Below are 14,872 nucleotides of genomic sequence, written 5' to 3'. Positions count from 1 at the left end.
GTGGCCCTTTGTTGCTGTTTTGTGCGATCCCCATGCAGGATCAAGAGCAAACGTATTTTTTTGAGCGCTGATCCACTTTCATCACCGGCTATCAAACCTGTGATCCAACCTGTGCGGGTGCTACCTGAAGGTAGTTTTATTATTCTCTGCCCGGTTGCGAGGTGGCTTTTGGCTCCTCGGAAAAGTAAACCTTCTCCAAAAAAATCTGTTAGCTGCGTCTCTGTCGTGTTGTTTTTGTTATGTCAGAGTCGTTTCGTATTGTTTTTATTATGTTGCTGCGATTTTTATTCTTGTTATGCCATAGAGATAGCAGGAGCCGTGCCAACTTTTTAAAATCCTTATAAATCAATGGCTTGAGATTTAAGGCAATAAAAAACCGGCCGCGGAGCAGGCCGGTTTGTTTCCGTGTTACTCGTTTGGGGGATGACGAGGTAACACTCAGCCACACTTATGCCCCTTGGCGCGCCCTTGCTACCCGGGAGCCGGTAACACGGTCCAGTACCTTGCAAATGTGTTCGCCGGCCAGCAGCAGTTTGTCCAGGTCGACCCCGGTCTCGATGCCCATGCCGTTGAGCATGTACAACACGTCTTCGGTGGCCACGTTGCCGCTGGCGCCCTTGGCATACGGGCAGCCGCCCAGCCCGGCGATCGAGCTGTCAAACACCGCGATGCCCTCTTGCAGGCTGGCGTAGATATTGACCAGCGCCTGGCCATAGGTGTCATGGAAATGCCCGGCGAGTTTTTCCCGCGGGACATGAGCGCTTACCGCCTCAATCATTGTCCGTGTCGCCGTCGGAGTGCCGGTACCGATGGTGTCACCCAGTGAAACCTCGTAACAGCCCATGGCATACAGCTCTTGTGCCACCGCTGCGACCTGTTGCGGTGCGATGTCGCCTTCATAGGGGCAGCCGAGCACGCAGGACACGTAGCCGCGCACACTGATGCCATGTTGCCGGGCGGCCTCGATAATGGGGACAAAGCGGGCCAGGCTTTCGCTGACCGAACAGTTGATATTGCGTTGGGAGAACGCCTCGGACGCAGCGGCAAATACCGCAACCTCCTTCACACCCGCTGCCATGGCGTCTTCAAACCCGCGCATGTTGGGCGCCAGAGCGCCATAGACCACACCGGGCTTGCGCCGGATATGGGCAAAGACTTCGGCAGACCCGGCCATTTGCGGCACCCACTTGGGCGAGACAAAACTACCGGCCTCTATATAGCCAAGCCCGGCATCCGTCAGGGCGTCAACCAGTTGCACCTTGTCCGCCACGCTTATGGGGCGGGCTTCATTTTGCAGGCCGTCGCGCGGGCCGACTTCAATCAGACGCACATGGGTAGGGAGTGTCATGGGATTCACCGTATTTTTGTATGCGCCCTGGGGGAGCTTGGGCCTCAGGAGGCCGGCAGGTTTTTTATGGTTTGTTCGAGGGCCTGGATGCAACGCTCTTCAGCCGTATCGAGTTCAAGCTGCATCTGTTGAATGTCCAGCAATTGCTGTTCCAGTTGCTCACGGCGCTCGGCGATTTTGCCCAGCATGCTGTTCAATTGTTTTTGATTGCCGCTGCTGGGGTCGTAAAGCTCGATCAGCTCGCGGCATTCGGCCAGTGAAAAGCCGATGCGCTTGCCGCGCAAAATCAATTTCAGGCTGACTTTGTCCCGGGCTGAGTACACCCGTTCCTGGCCGCGTCGCTCGGGGGCGAGCAGGCCCTGTTCTTCGTAAAAGCGGATGGCCCGGGTGGTGATGTCGAGCTCGCGGGCAAGGTCGGAAATACTGTACGTCTGGCTGCTCATGGGCGGGCTCTTGAGAATTCATGCCCTTAAGCTAATGGCTGCTTGACGTTTACGTCAAGCAAGCTGGCGGCCCCGGCTTCATTTTCGCGGATGACTTGTTCCCGGCACACTTCAATCAGTTGCTCACGCATCCAGCGATTGGCCGGGTCTTGCTCGGTACTTTCATGCCAGTACAAATGGGTTTCGACGTTGGGCAGTTCGTTGAGGGGCAATTTGACAAAGTGCAGGGCATGACGCCGGGCAAAACGCTCGGGTACGGTCATTACCATGTCGGTTTGTTGCAACACATTGGAGGCCATCAGGTAGTGCTGCGAGCGCAGGGTGATCTTGCGCTGCAGGCCCATTTTGCCCAGCGCGAGATCGACTTCCCCCAGGCCGTTGCGGCGGGTCGAGATATGAATATGGGTCAGTGCCAGATATTCATCCAGGTTGATCACGGGCTTGCTGGCTAATGGATGGCCCTGGCGCATGGCACAGACATAGCGGTCTTCCATTAATTTGACGTGACGTACCTGCGGGTCGGTGTTGAGCGGCGCATCCACGGCAAAATCCAGGCGCCCGGCAGCCAGGTCACTGGTGGTTTCACGTCGATGGGAAAGAAAACTTTCGATCACTACTGCCGGTGCCTGACGCCGCAAGCGCTGAAACAGCGGAGGCAAAATCACCGCCTCGGTCAGGTCGGTCATGCTGATCCGGAACGTTTTACTGGCTTGTAGCGGATTGAAAATACGACTTTCCTGGACGGACACACGTAACAGGGCCAGGGCACTGCGCACCGGGCTGATGATGTTCTGGGCCATGGGGGTCGGCACCATGCCCTGGGCCGTGCGCACGAACAGCGGGTCGTTAAAACTCTCGCGCAGACGTGCAAGGGCATTGGATACCGCCGGCTGGGTGATACCGATGATTTGCCCGGCGCGAGTCAGATTGGCTTCGGTGTAGATAGCGTCGAAGACGATAAACAGATTGAGATCGACCTTGTTCAGATTCATGGCCCGGGGCTCTTGTTCAGTTGTTGACTGCGGCGAATCATATATTGCTTATGAATGGTAATACACGCGGTAAATAGGCGGGGTAAATGGTAGGTGGCTGTTCTAGCATCGGGCATCACATTTCGTTATTCCCGGTAAAAGGTAGCCACCCATGGATTTCGCTTATTCCCCGAAAGTTCAGGCCCTGCGCGAGCGCGTGACAGCGTTTATGGACGCTCATGTGTATCCGGCGGAAGCGATTTTCGACCGGCAAGTGGCTGAAGGTGATCGCTGGCAGCCAACGGCTGTGATGGAAGAGTTGAAACGCAAGGCCAGGGCTGAAGGGCTGTGGAACCTGTTTTTGCCTGAATCGGACCTGGGCGCCGGGCTGACGAATCTGGAGTACGCACCGCTGGCTGAAATCATGGGCCGTTCGATGCTCGGTCCGGAGCCCTTCAACTGCTCGGCGCCGGATACCGGCAACATGGAAGTATTGGTGCGCTACGCCAGTGCGCAGCAAAAGCAGCAATGGCTTGAACCGCTGCTGCGTGGCGAGATCCGTTCGGCGTTTGCCATGACCGAGCCCGAGGTGGCTTCGTCCGATGCCACCAATATGGAGGCCCGTGCTGTAAGGGACGGCGATGAGTGGCTGATCAATGGCCGCAAATGGTGGACCTCGGGAGCCTGTGACCCGCGCTGCAAAATCTTGATCTTCATGGGGCTGAGCAATCCCGGGAACCCGCGCCATCAACAACATTCGATGATCCTGGTGCCCGTCGACACGCCGGGGGTGAAAATCGTACGGCCATTGCCGGTGTTCGGCTACGACGATGCACCCCACGGTCATGCCGAAGTGTTGTTCGATAATGTAAGGGTGCCGTACGAAAACGTCTTGCTGGGCGAAGGACGCGGTTTTGAGATTGCCCAGGGCCGCCTTGGCCCGGGGCGTATTCACCACTGCATGCGCTCAATTGGTATGGCCGAGCGGGCACTGGAGCTGATGTGCAAGCGCTCGCTGGCGCGCACGGCCTTTGGCAAACCGCTGGCGCGGCTGGGGGGCAATATCGACAAGATTGCCGACTCGCGCATGGAGATTGATATGGCCCGGCTGCTGACTCTGAAGGCGGCCTACATGATGGACGTGGCGGGCAATAAAGTTGCAAAAAGCGAGATAGCGCAGATCAAGGTCATTGCCCCCAACGTCGCACTCAAGGTAATTGACCGGGCCATTCAGCTCCATGGTGGCGCCGGGGTTTCGGCAGACTTCCCGCTGGCCTACATGTACGCGATGCAACGCACCCTGCGTCTGGCCGACGGGCCGGATGAAGTACACCGGGCTGCGGTGGGCAAGTTTGAACTGGACAAGTACGCTGCCCTGCAGCCCTGAGGCTTGTCTATTGCGGGAGCTGGTATGCCATCGTAGGCAAGCCAGCTGCCGGTTCAATAAACCCACACTTCAACCCGGCGATTCTTCAGGCGGCCTTCATCTTCGGTGTTGGCCGCCACTGGCATCTGCGCGCCGTAACCCCGGATCTCGCGCAGCACTACAGCGCTTTTAACCAGCTCGCGGCGTACCGCCATGGCTCTGAGTTTGGACAGCAGTTGCGCGCGTTCGGGGTCGTCTTTGGCATCGCCAAAACCCACCAGTGTCACCTGCCTGTCCAACTTGCCATTGGCCTTTAAATAGTCGACCACCCGCAGCAAGTCCTGACGTGCCTTGTTGTCCAGTGATGCACTGCCTTCCTCAAAACGGAAATTGACTGACAAACGCTGCGCCTGTGTGGTCAACGTCTGGTAGTCCCGGGGCATATGCGCGCCGGGAAGCACGCTGCTGGCCTGGACCCTTTGGGCGACAAAACCGTTTTGCGCAACGATGGCCTGGCCCTGGGCACTTTGGGTGAAGCTAATCAGTGCTCGGGCCCAGGGGTTGCTGCTGGTCGGTGGCAGGTAAAAGAACAGGCGTCGCGACAGCGGGTAATCTTCGCTGGCAATCAAACTGTTGAGCGGCAGCATCGGTTGGGACGACCCGTCCACGATGGCCAGGGTTTTGGCGCCACGGATGTAAGGCAGACCGATAAAACCTATGCCTTGGGGATCATGGCTGACGACATCTGACAGCTGCTCGCTGGACTCGAAGCGCTGCGCCGTCTTGCTTAACGGATGTTCGGTACGGCTCAGCACCAACTCCTTAAAGGTCTCCCAGGTGCCGGACTGGTTATCTCGGGCATATAAATGAATCGGGCCCGGGATACCGCCCAGAGCGTCCCATGTACTGATCTGGCCGCTGAATATCTGTGCCAGTTGCTCGGTATTCAATTGAGAAATCGGGTTGCCCGGGTGAAGGATAATGGCCAGTCCGTCGATGGCGATGACTTGCTCGGCGTCGGGGCTTTTCAGGTCGCCAAGGGCTTCGAGTTCCACCAGTTCCCGATCCTTGATCGGGCGCGAGGAGGCCACTAAATCCGCTTGCCCTGCCTTTAATGCAGTGAAACCGGTGCCGGAGCCGTGGGCTGCTACATCCACCCGTACCTGTTGCCCCAGCGCATTGGTGCCGACAATGCTGTGCTCGTTGGGAGGGGATGCAGGGACGTTGTGGACGTCGTGCAGACCTTGTTGTATCAGCATGGCCGTCACCAGTGCCGGTCCGAGATTGGCACCAATGGTGTTTGAACCCTGAATTCGCAAATCGGCGGCATGGGCCGGACTGGCTATGGCCCATAACAGGCATAGCAACATTAAGCGCAGCATCGACGGGCACCTTCCCCAGGGAAATGCCAGCAATTTAAGTCAGATGTGTTTCAGCCCGATGACACAGGTCCAGGGCCCGCTCCCGCAGGTTCTGTAATTTTCATCACATAACCCTGCAGGGCGAGCTTGCTGCTGCACCCGTTCAGCTCAATTCCAGCCAGATCGGCGCATGGTCCGAAGGCTTTTCCATGGCGCGCAGGTCGTAGTCGACACCTGCAGCCTTGATCCGGGGCACCAGCCCCCGGGAGGCCAGGATGACGTCGATGCGCAGGCCGCGCTTGGGCTCGTCTTCGAAACCACGGCTGCGATAGTCGAACCAGCTGAAGCGATCAGTCACATCCGGGTACAGGTAGCGAAAGCTGTCCACCAGCCCCCAGCCCTTGAGGCGTTCCATCCACTCGCGCTCTTCGGGCAAAAAACTGCACTTGCCGGTTTTCAGCCAGCGCTTGGCGTTGTCCGGGCCGATGCCGATGTCACAGTCTTGCGGGGAAATATTGATGTCGCCCATCACGATCAATGGCTGCTCGTTGCTGAACTGGCTCTCGAGCAGTTGTTGCAGGTCGCTGTAAAAGCGTTGCTTGGCAGGGAATTTGGTCGGGTGATCGCGGTTTTCTCCCTGTGGGAAATAACCATTCATGATGGTTACCGGCTGGCCGTTTTCGTCAGCGAACGTGCCCCAGATAAAGCGCCGCTGGGCATCTTCTTCATCGCCGGCGAAGCCTTTGTGCAATTCAAGCGGTGCCTGGCGCGAGAGCAGGGCGACCCCGTAATGGCCTTTCTGCCCATGAAAGTGCACGTGATAGCCCAGTGCTTCGATATCGGCCAGGGGGAACTGATCGTCATGGACTTTTGTTTCTTGCAGGCCGATCACGTCGGGTTGGTGTTTTTCAATCAGCGCTGCCAGCTGATGCGGCCGGGCGCGCAGACCGTTGATGTTGAAAGAAACGATTTTCATGGGCGGGCAGTCCTGAGCAAAACTGCGATGTTAGCGGCCTGCGTGCAGTGCGGCAAATGCGCTGCTAACGTAGGAAGCACGTGGCCACGATTGAACTGTTGTGGTCCTCGGGGGCTCGTACTCACTAGAAGTGCCGCCATCCGCCAGGGAGATTGACCGTCATGACGCAAACGTCGAACGCCGCCAGCCAGATTCAAATGCTCGACAGCGGCTATTCCAGGGAAGCGCGTTCTCTGCTTTATCAGGCATACAGGCATGAACCGACGTTTCGCTACTTGTTTGAGGCGCAGCGCCGGGGCTATGAGCAACGGGTTCGGGCCACGGTTCGCGAGTTGGTAAAGCAGCATTTCCTGCAGGATCTGCCCGCGCTGGGATTGCTGGTCAATGACCGGCTGGTGGGCATTGCCCTGATTGCCCCGCCACAACGGCGGCTGGGCATTACGGAAAGCTGGGCGTGGCAGTTGCGCATGTTGCTGAGCACGGGGTTGCGCTGCACGCGGCGCTATCTTGACTATCATCAGGCGGTCCTGGCCTGCGTGCCCGGCGACGCGGTACACATGTTGCCACTGCTGGGCATCCATCCTGAACTTCAAGGCTTGCACTATGGCGAACAGTTGCTTGAGGCCGTGCACAACTGGTGTGCCGAGGACGAGCATTCCGAAGGCGTGGTACTCGATACGGGCAACCCGCATTATCAGGATTTCTACAAACGCCAGGGGTATGTGGAGATCGGTGAAGTGGCGATCGGCCCGGTGGTTGAGCGCGTGTTTTTTCACGCCAATCCGCAGGTGTTACATACAGACATGGCTTAAAACCGAACTTCTGCGCGTTGGTGCGCTCTATGCGCACTCCTGCCCGTGATAGCATCCGCGCCTATGAAGTTTCCAGGAAGATTTACCAGTGGTCTTGTCCTGCTGATCAGCAGCTTCGCGGCATTTGCCCAAAGCGAGTTGGTGGTCAAGGTCAAGCCGGCAAACAATGCCCTCAAGGCCAATGTGGAAGGCTATATCGGCAGCCTCGGCGATCGCGACGAGGCGGCTTTGTTGCGCTTCAAGCGTGGCGCCCAGGAGCAAGCCCTGAAAGCCTCCCAGGCCCTGGGTTACTACCAACCCACCATTGATGTCGAGGTCAAACCCGGTGATCCGCCGCGTCTGGAGTTGAGTATCGATCCCGGTGAGCCGGTGCATCTGCGCAACGTCAACGTGCGTGTCGAAGGCCCGGCTGCCTCGCTCAAGGCCTTTCAAATCCCCGCCAGTGATGATCTCAAACCCGGCGCGGTGCTCAATCAGGGCAACTACGAACAAGCCAAACGGATGATTCTGAACCGTGCCCTGCGCTACGGTTTTTTCAACGGTAAATTCATCAAGCACGAACTGCTGGTCGATCCTAAAGGCGGGTTTGCCGATATCAATCTGGTCTACGAAAGCGGGCCGCGCTATGTGCTCGGCAAAGTCAGCTTTGCCGGTGATGCGCCCTTTGATCAAACCCTGCTGCAACGCATGGTGCCCTTTAAACCCGACACCCCTTATGACTCGGAGCTGATCGCCGAGCTCAACCAAAACCTGCAAAGCAGCGGCTATTTTGAGATTGTGCGCGTAGATGCTGCACCGAGTACCGCTGTGGGGCAGGTGATTCCGGTCGACGTGGATCTGCAAACGCGCAAACCGCGCACCATGACCCTGGGTCTTGGTTATTCGACCGACACCGGCCCCCGGGGCAAAGCCAGCTGGACCCGGCACTGGGACAACCCGCGGGGCGACAGCTATGGCTTTGAGTCCGAGATTTCCCAGCCCAAGCAAAACGTCGGCGCCTGGTATGACATTCCGCTGGACCCGCCCCTGACGGACAAGTTGCGCCTGGCTGCGGGCTATCAGTACGAAGAAATTGCCAATACCGATACCTTGAGCAAGCTGCTGACGGTGGGGCCCGAGTGGCACAGCAAGCTGGATAACGGCTGGACGCGGATTGTTTCGCTCAAGTGGCAGCGCGAAGAATACCGTCTGGGCGATGACTCGGGTCTGAGTACCTTACTGATGCCGGGGGTGAGTTATTCGGTCCTGCGCAGTGATAACCGCATCGACCCGAGCCACGGTTACAGCATCAACACCGATGTGCAGGTGGCCAAAGAAGGCCTGATGTCGGATACCAACCTGCTGCACGGCGATATCAAGTTCAAGGCCCTGACCACCCTGTGGGACAAGCACCGCTTTTTGGGCCGTGTCCAGTTCGGTGGCAGCGCCACCAACGGCTACAAGTCGATTCCGCCGTCCTTGCGGTTCTTTGCCGGTGGCGATCAAAGCGTGCGTGGCTATGACTACCAGAGCCTGTCGCCAAAAAACTCGGACGGTGATCGCATCGGCGGGCGCTACATGCTGGCAGGGAGCCTCGAATATCAGTATCAGTTCGCTGAAAAATGGCGCTGGGCGGCCTTTGTCGATCAGGGCAATGCGTTCAACACCCTGGACTTCCCGAGCTTGAAAACCGGTGTTGGTGTCGGTATTCGCTGGATTTCGCCGGTAGGCCCTATACGTCTCGATCTGGCCCATGCGCTGGATGACGATGGCGGGGTTCGTTTGCACTTTTCGATGGGGCCTGAGCTGTGATTCGTGGTTTGAAAATAGTTGGCCTTGTGCTGTTGGCGTTGGTGCTGCTGGTGGTTGTCGGGCTGGGGGTGGTTCTTGGCACCCAGGCGGGCAGCCGCTGGGTGTTGGGGCAAGTGCCCGGTTTGCAGGTGGAAAACTTTGCCGGGCGCCTGGGCGGCCAGTGGAGTGCCGATTACTTATTGTGGGAGCAAGGCAGCAGCCGTGTCGAAGTCAATCGGCCGATTTTTGCCTGGTCGCCGGGCTGCCTGACCCGCATGACGCTGTGTATCGACCAGTTGCAGGCCGACCGGGTCAGCCTGCAATTTCCGCCGGGTGACGACAGCAGCAGCGGCCCGGTCAGCTTGCCTGATCTCAAATTGCCGCTGGCGATCGAAGTCGGGGACGTGAAAGTCGGCAATGTACTGTTCAACGGTATCGAGCAGCTCAAGGGCATGCAGATGGCGGCGCAATGGACCGCCAAGGGACTGCGGATCGACTCGGTGCATGTCGAACGTGAAGACCTGAATGTAGAGATGTCCGGGCTGTTGCAGCCCAATGGCGACTGGCCGCTTGCCCTGCAAGGCAACATCAGCCTGCCTGCGCCGGATGGCAAACTATTGGCACTGGCGCTGAAGGTCGATGGCAATGTGCGCACCACGCTGAACCTGACAGCGGATACCAGCGGTTATCTCAATGCTCATATCGCGGGCGAGCTTCAACCCTTGGCCGACAACCTGCCGGCGCAGTTGAAGATCACATCGGAGCAGTTCAACCCCGGCTTCGACCTGCCGGACACCTTGCAAGTCGAACAGCTGGTGCTCAGCGCCAAAGGTGATTTGAAGGACGGTTACGAGCTGAACGGCAGCGCCACCTTGCCGGCTGAAAATACGCCGGTAAATCTGCTGCTCAAAGGGCGAGTGGATGCCAGGGGCGCACAGATCGCGGCACTGCAATTGACCTCCGGCCCCCAGCAACACTTGAAGCTCTCGGGGCAGGTGGACTGGCATCAGGGATTGAGCGCCGAGGCCAAGATCGACTGGCTGGAATTCCCCTGGCATAACCTTTACCCGGTCATCGCCAAACCTGATGTGGATCTTCGTACCTTTAGCGGCGAAGTCTCCTACCGCGACGGCAATTACCTGGGCAACTTCAAGGCCGATCTCGACGGGCCTGCAGGCAAGTTCAGCCTCAGCAGCCCGTTCAGTGGCGATCTGGGCAAAATCTTCCTGCCGGAGCTCAAGCTGGTTGCCGGGCAGGGCAAAGCCGAGGGCCACGTGAATGTCCAGTTTGCCGACGGGGTTGCCTGGGACACCGCGCTGGACTTGAGCGCCATCAACCCCGCGTACTGGGTTGCCGAATTGCCTGGCACGCTGGCGGGGCCCTTGCGTAGCGCCGGCGAGTTCAAGAACGAGCGCCTCAAGCTGGATGCCAATCTTGACCTCAAAGGCCGTCTGCGTGGCTTGCCCGCCATGCTTCAGGCCAAAGCTGCGGGTGAAGGCGAGGCCTGGACCGTCAGTGCGCTGGACATTCGTCTGGGCGATAACCGGATTAACGGCACCGCCAGTTTGCAGCAACAGATCAAGGCACAACTGGACCTCAATTTGCCGCGCCTGGGTCAGCTATGGCCTGAACTGCGCGGGCAACTTAAAGGGCAGGTCGACGTTGCCGGTACGCTCAAGGCGCCGCAAGGCAAGGTTGTGTTGAATGGCCAGCAATTGGCTTTTGCTGACAACCACCTGCAAAACCTGACCCTGAACGCCAGCCTCGATGGCAATCAGCGAGGCCGGATCGACCTCAAAGGCAGCGGAATTCAGGCCGGTGATACTCAGTTCGGTGTACTGACCGCTAACGGCAGCGGCGATATCAAGCGTCAACAGCTGAAACTGGCTTTGCAAGGGCCAACTCTGCAGCTGGGTATGGCACTGGACGGTGGCCTGGACAAAGACAACTGGCGTGGACGACTGGTCAGTGGTGACATCAAGGCTGGGGGCCAGGATTGGCAGCTGCAAAAACCGGCGCGTCTTGAGCGTCTGGCCGATGGCCGGGTCAACCTGGGGGCGCAATGCTGGATCTCCGGTCCTGCCAGCCTGTGCAGTGAAGATCAGCGTCTGGTGCCGGACCCGCAACTGCGGTTGCACCTCAAGCAGTTCCCCCTCGACAGTCTGGCGCAGTGGTTGCCCAAGGATTTCCAGTGGCAGGGTCAGCTCAACGCAGACCTGTTGCTGGACTTGCCTGCCAGCGGGCCGAAGGGCCAGGTTGTGGTGGATGCCAGCGGTGGCACTTTGCGTATCAAAGATAAGGGCCAGTGGCTGAACTTCCCGTATCAGACGTTCAAATTGACCAGCAACCTGACCCCTGACCGGGTCGACACGCGGTTCGATTTTGACGGTGGCAAGCTGGGGCAATTGATGCTCAGCGCACGGATCAATCCATTGCCGAAAAACAAGCCGATTACCGGTGAGTTCCGCCTGAGCGGGCTGGATGTTTCGGTCGTTCGTCCCTTTGTACCCATGGTTGAAAAGCTCACGGGGCAGTTGAATGGCTCGGGCACGATCGCGGGCGGTTTGCTGGCGCCGCACATCAACGGCAATGTGGCTCTGACCGGTGGTGAGGTGTCGGGCCCGCAACTGCCGACCAACTTCGAGAACCTGCAACTGACGGCCAATATCAACGGCGAAACCGCGCAGCTCAATGGTGGCTGGACCAGCGGCAAGCAGGGGCAGGGCAGCATCAGCGGCGATGTGGCCTGGGGCAAGGCCACGGCGGTCAATGTATTGGTCAAGGGCAATCATCTTCCGGTCACGGTTGAGCCATACGCCAAGCTAGAGGTTGCGCCGGACCTGAAAATTTCGCTTAACGCCAATAACACCCTGATGATTGCGGGCACGGTAAACGTACCCAAAGGTGAAATCGTGGTTCGCGAATTGCCGCCTTCGACGGTCAAGATTTCGGATGACACTGTGATTGTCGGGCAACAGGTGTCGGATGAGGCGCCCCCCATGGTGGTCGACATGGACATCAACGTGGTGGTTGGGCAAGAGCTGCTGACGTTTTCGGGCTTTGGCCTGAATGCCGATCTGGCGGGCCAGGTGCATATTGGCAACAACATGGACACCCGGGGTGAGTTGCGTCTGAACAATGGTCGCTATCGTGCTTATGGTCAGAGGCTGACCATTCGCCGGGCGCGTCTGCTGTTTGCAGGCCCTATCGATCAGCCGTATCTGGACATTGAAGCGGTTCGCCAGACCGACGACGTCATCGCCGGGATTCGCTTGACGGGCAGCGCGGAGCAGCCCACCACGCAAATCTTCTCGGAGCCGGCCATGAGTCAGGAGCAGGCCTTGTCGTACCTGGTTCTGGGGCGCCCGCTGACAGGCACTGGCGAAGATGACAACTTGCTCGCTCAGGCAGCTTTGGGCTTAGGGCTGATGGGTAGTTCGGGAATTACCACGGATCTGGCCAATCATTTGGGGATCAAGGATTTTGAGCTCGATACCGAAGGCAGTGGCAATGACACCGCAGTGGTGGCCAGTGGCAAGATCAACGAACGATTGAGCGTGCGCTACGGGGTTGGTGTATTTGAACCCGCCAGCACCATTGCCTTGCGCTACAAGCTCAGCAAACGGGTGTATGTGGAGGTTGCCAGCGGCGTCGCCAGTTCGCTGGATATCTTCTACAAACGGGATTTCTGAGGCTCTGGCTTGTTTGTGGGAGCTGGCAAGCCAGCTCCTGCAGCGTTTTCAAGGGGCGCCAGGTGCGGGTTATGTCCTGAGGAGTCGAGGACTCAGCGATTGAGCTGCTTCATCGACTCTTCTGCATACCGCTGTCCCGCCACGGCGCTGGCCGGGAAGATCGCTTCAAGTGCCGCCAGTTCGCTGGGGCTCAGTTTGACTTCCAGTGCGGCGACGTTCTGTTCCAGGTATTTACGCTGTTTGGTACCCGGAATCGGGATCAGGTAATCACCCTGGGCCAGTACCCAGGCCAGGGCCAATTGCCCGGCAGTCACGCCCTTGGCTGCGGCCAGGGCTTGCACTTGCTCGACCAGCAGCAGGTTTTTGGCAAAGTTGTCTCCCTGGAAACGCGGGCTGAGACGACGGTAATCGTCGGCAGCAAAGTCGTTCGGGGACTTCAGGGCTCCGGTCAAAAATCCCCGGCCCAACGGGCTGTAGGGCACAAATGCAATGCCCAGACGCTGACATGCCGCCAGGCAACCGTTGTCCTCGGGGTCACGGCTCCACAGTGAATACTCACTCTGCAGGGCACTGATCGGATGCACTTTGTGGGCGCGCTCCAGGGTCGCGACCGAGGCTTCACTCAGGCCCAGATAGCGGACCTTGCCGGCCTTTACCAGATCAGCCATGGCACCGACGGTTTCCTCAATCGCAACACTCGGGTCCATGCGGTGCTGGTAGTAAAGATCCAGGGTTTCGACGCCCAGACGCTTGAGGCTGCCTTCAATGGACTGGCGTATGTACTCGGGGCGTCCATTCACACCTCGGGCCGCAGGGTTGGCCGGGTCTCGCACAATCCCGAATTTGCTGGCCAGAAAAACCTGATCGCGTTTGCCGCGAATCGCCTGGCCGATCAGTTCTTCGTTGGTGTGCGGGCCGTACATGTCGGCGCTGTCGAGCAGGTTGATCCCCAGTTCCAGCGCGCGGTGCAAGGTGGCCACGGCTTCGCGGGTGTCGCTGCCGGTGGTGTAGAAATCGGTCATGCCCATGCAGCCCAGGCCAATAGCGCTGACCTGCGGCCCGTCTTTACCAAGCTGGCGAGTATGCATGCGGGGTGCTCCTGAGTAGTGGAGGGACTATTGTTAACCCCGACACTGGCAAGATAAACCGGGTAAAAGCATTATGACTGTTCGTAAAATCTAAACAGTGGAAAGACCATGGACCGATTCAACGCCATGCTGGTCTTCACCCGGATCGTCGAGCTGGGTGGCTTTGCCAGGGCCGCAGACAGCCTGCAAATGCCCCGCGCCTCGGTCACGGTGCTGATCAAGCAACTGGAAGCGCATTTGGGGGTGCAGTTGTTACATCGCACCACCCGTCAGGTCAGTCCCACCCTGGATGGCGCGGCCTACTACCAGCGCTGCGTCAGTTTGCTGGCCGATCTGGAAGAAGCCGAAGGGCTATTCAACAGCAGCCAGCCAAAAGGCAAGTTGCGGGTCGATATGCCAGCGGCCGTGGGGCGTCTGGTGGTGTTCCCGGCGTTGCCTGAGTTCACCCGCAGCTACCCGTTGATCGAGCTGGAAATCGGCCTCAGCGATCGTCCGGTAGACCTGATTCGTGAGGGTGTGGATTGCGTGATCCGCGGCGGGCTGACGATGGATGACTCGCTGGTGGCGCGCCCGCTGGTGATGATGGATCAGGTAACCTGCGCCAGCCCCGACTATCTGCAAGCCCGCGGTGTACCGCAAACCCTCGAGGATTTGAGCGGGCACCAGATGGTGGAGTATTTCTCCAGTGTGTCGGGCAAGCGCTACGGGCTGGAGTTTCAGGACGGTGAGCAGGTGCGCATGATCGACCTGCCCAGGAAAAATTCGGTTAACAGTGCAGAAGGGTATCTGGCAGCGTGCACGGCGGGATACGGTCTGGTACAGGCGCCGCATTATCACGTGGCTCAATTGGTGCGCGAAGGGCGTTTGCAAGAGGTACTGAGCGATTGTTTACCGCCGCGTCTGGCGTTGACGGCGCTGTACCCGTCACATCGCCAGCTGTCTTCACGGGTGCGGGTGTTTGTCGACTGGCTGGTGGATTTGTGTGCGCGGCCCGGTAGCGGCTTTCGACACTGACCCGAGCCTGCGGGGCAGGCTCGGGGTCAAG

At 58.8% G+C, this 14,872-nt stretch carries 11 protein-coding genes; 5 read left to right on the top strand and 6 right to left on the bottom strand.

Annotated elements, in window-relative coordinates:
* Window positions 1-448: 448 nt before the first annotated feature.
* The 3 genes from B195_RS15945 to B195_RS15935 are packed head-to-tail and all read right to left on the bottom strand — an operon-like array spanning window position 449 to window position 2,783.
* Window positions 449-1,348, bottom strand: coding sequence for a hydroxymethylglutaryl-CoA lyase (locus B195_RS15945; protein ID WP_003441418.1), 900 nt, complete (start codon window positions 1,346-1,348; stop codon window positions 449-451).
* Between the two features lie 44 nt (window positions 1,349-1,392).
* Entirely contained in the window at window positions 1,393-1,791 is a 399-nt protein-coding gene (locus B195_RS15940) for a MerR family DNA-binding transcriptional regulator (RefSeq protein WP_003441419.1), read from the bottom strand.
* A gap of 26 nt (window positions 1,792-1,817) precedes the next feature.
* On the bottom strand, window positions 1,818-2,783 hold the full coding sequence (locus B195_RS15935; protein WP_003441420.1) for a LysR family transcriptional regulator: 966 nt from the start codon (window positions 2,781-2,783) through the stop codon (window positions 1,818-1,820).
* A gap of 151 nt (window positions 2,784-2,934) precedes the next feature.
* Between B195_RS15935 and B195_RS15930 the strand changes: the two genes are divergently transcribed.
* Window positions 2,935-4,149, top strand: a complete 1,215-nt coding sequence (locus B195_RS15930; RefSeq protein ID WP_003441421.1) for an acyl-CoA dehydrogenase — start codon at window positions 2,935-2,937, stop codon at window positions 4,147-4,149.
* A 53-nt stretch (window positions 4,150-4,202) separates the two neighbouring features.
* On the opposite strand, the gene B195_RS15925 is transcribed toward B195_RS15930, so the two are convergent.
* Window positions 4,203-5,510, bottom strand: coding sequence for a substrate-binding domain-containing protein (locus B195_RS15925; RefSeq protein ID WP_003441422.1), 1,308 nt, complete (start codon window positions 5,508-5,510; stop codon window positions 4,203-4,205).
* Between the two features lie 142 nt (window positions 5,511-5,652).
* Complete coding sequence (gene xthA / locus B195_RS15920; protein WP_003441423.1) at window positions 5,653-6,465, bottom strand: exodeoxyribonuclease III; 813 nt, start codon at window positions 6,463-6,465, stop codon at window positions 5,653-5,655.
* Between the two features lie 161 nt (window positions 6,466-6,626).
* On the opposite strand from xthA, the gene B195_RS15915 reads away from it, so the two are divergent.
* From B195_RS15915 to B195_RS15905, 3 genes are all read left to right on the top strand, one after another.
* Window positions 6,627-7,277: a GNAT family N-acetyltransferase gene (locus B195_RS15915; protein WP_003441424.1), complete on the top strand. Its 651-nt coding sequence runs from the start codon at window positions 6,627-6,629 to the stop codon at window positions 7,275-7,277.
* Between the two features lie 63 nt (window positions 7,278-7,340).
* On the top strand, window positions 7,341-9,068 hold the full coding sequence (locus tag B195_RS15910; protein WP_003441426.1) for an autotransporter assembly complex family protein: 1,728 nt from the start codon (window positions 7,341-7,343) through the stop codon (window positions 9,066-9,068).
* Window positions 9,065-12,739: a translocation/assembly module TamB domain-containing protein gene (locus tag B195_RS15905; protein WP_003441428.1), complete on the top strand. Its 3,675-nt coding sequence runs from the start codon at window positions 9,065-9,067 to the stop codon at window positions 12,737-12,739. Before B195_RS15910 ends, B195_RS15905 begins: the two co-directional genes overlap by 4 nt.
* A 92-nt stretch (window positions 12,740-12,831) precedes the next feature.
* Here B195_RS15905 and B195_RS15900 read toward each other — a convergent pair whose 3' ends face one another.
* Entirely contained in the window at window positions 12,832-13,827 is a 996-nt protein-coding gene (locus B195_RS15900) for an aldo/keto reductase (protein ID WP_003441430.1), read from the bottom strand.
* 108 nt (window positions 13,828-13,935) lie between these two features.
* Between B195_RS15900 and B195_RS15895 the strand changes: the two genes are divergently transcribed.
* Window positions 13,936-14,841 (top strand): LysR family transcriptional regulator, encoded by a 906-nt coding sequence (locus B195_RS15895; protein WP_003441454.1) that lies wholly within the window; start codon window positions 13,936-13,938, stop codon window positions 14,839-14,841.
* The last annotated feature ends 31 nt before the right edge of the window (window positions 14,842-14,872 follow it).

The organism is Pseudomonas sp. Lz4W, assembly GCF_000346225.2.
Taxonomy (GTDB): Bacteria; Pseudomonadota; Gammaproteobacteria; order Pseudomonadales; family Pseudomonadaceae; genus Aquipseudomonas; species Aquipseudomonas paraversuta.
This window is presented reverse-complemented; position numbering and strand designations above follow the sequence as displayed.

Excerpts from the sequence above, each read along its gene's own strand:
- B195_RS15945 (WP_003441418.1), bottom strand. The coding sequence starts at position 1,348 with ATGACACTCCCTACCCATGTGCGTCTGATTGAAGTCGGCCCGCGCGAC.
- B195_RS15940 (WP_003441419.1), bottom strand. The coding sequence starts at position 1,791 with ATGAGCAGCCAGACGTACAGTATTTCCGACCTTGCCCGCGAGCTCGAC.
- B195_RS15935 (WP_003441420.1), bottom strand. The coding sequence starts at position 2,783 with ATGAATCTGAACAAGGTCGATCTCAATCTGTTTATCGTCTTCGACGCT.
- B195_RS15930 (WP_003441421.1), top strand. The coding sequence starts at position 2,935 with ATGGATTTCGCTTATTCCCCGAAAGTTCAGGCCCTGCGCGAGCGCGTG.
- B195_RS15925 (WP_003441422.1), bottom strand. The coding sequence starts at position 5,510 with ATGCTGCGCTTAATGTTGCTATGCCTGTTATGGGCCATAGCCAGTCCG.
- xthA (WP_003441423.1), bottom strand. The coding sequence starts at position 6,465 with ATGAAAATCGTTTCTTTCAACATCAACGGTCTGCGCGCCCGGCCGCAT.
- B195_RS15915 (WP_003441424.1), top strand. The coding sequence starts at position 6,627 with ATGACGCAAACGTCGAACGCCGCCAGCCAGATTCAAATGCTCGACAGC.
- B195_RS15910 (WP_003441426.1), top strand. The coding sequence starts at position 7,341 with ATGAAGTTTCCAGGAAGATTTACCAGTGGTCTTGTCCTGCTGATCAGC.
- B195_RS15900 (WP_003441430.1), bottom strand. The coding sequence starts at position 13,827 with ATGCATACTCGCCAGCTTGGTAAAGACGGGCCGCAGGTCAGCGCTATT.
- B195_RS15895 (WP_003441454.1), top strand. The coding sequence starts at position 13,936 with ATGGACCGATTCAACGCCATGCTGGTCTTCACCCGGATCGTCGAGCTG.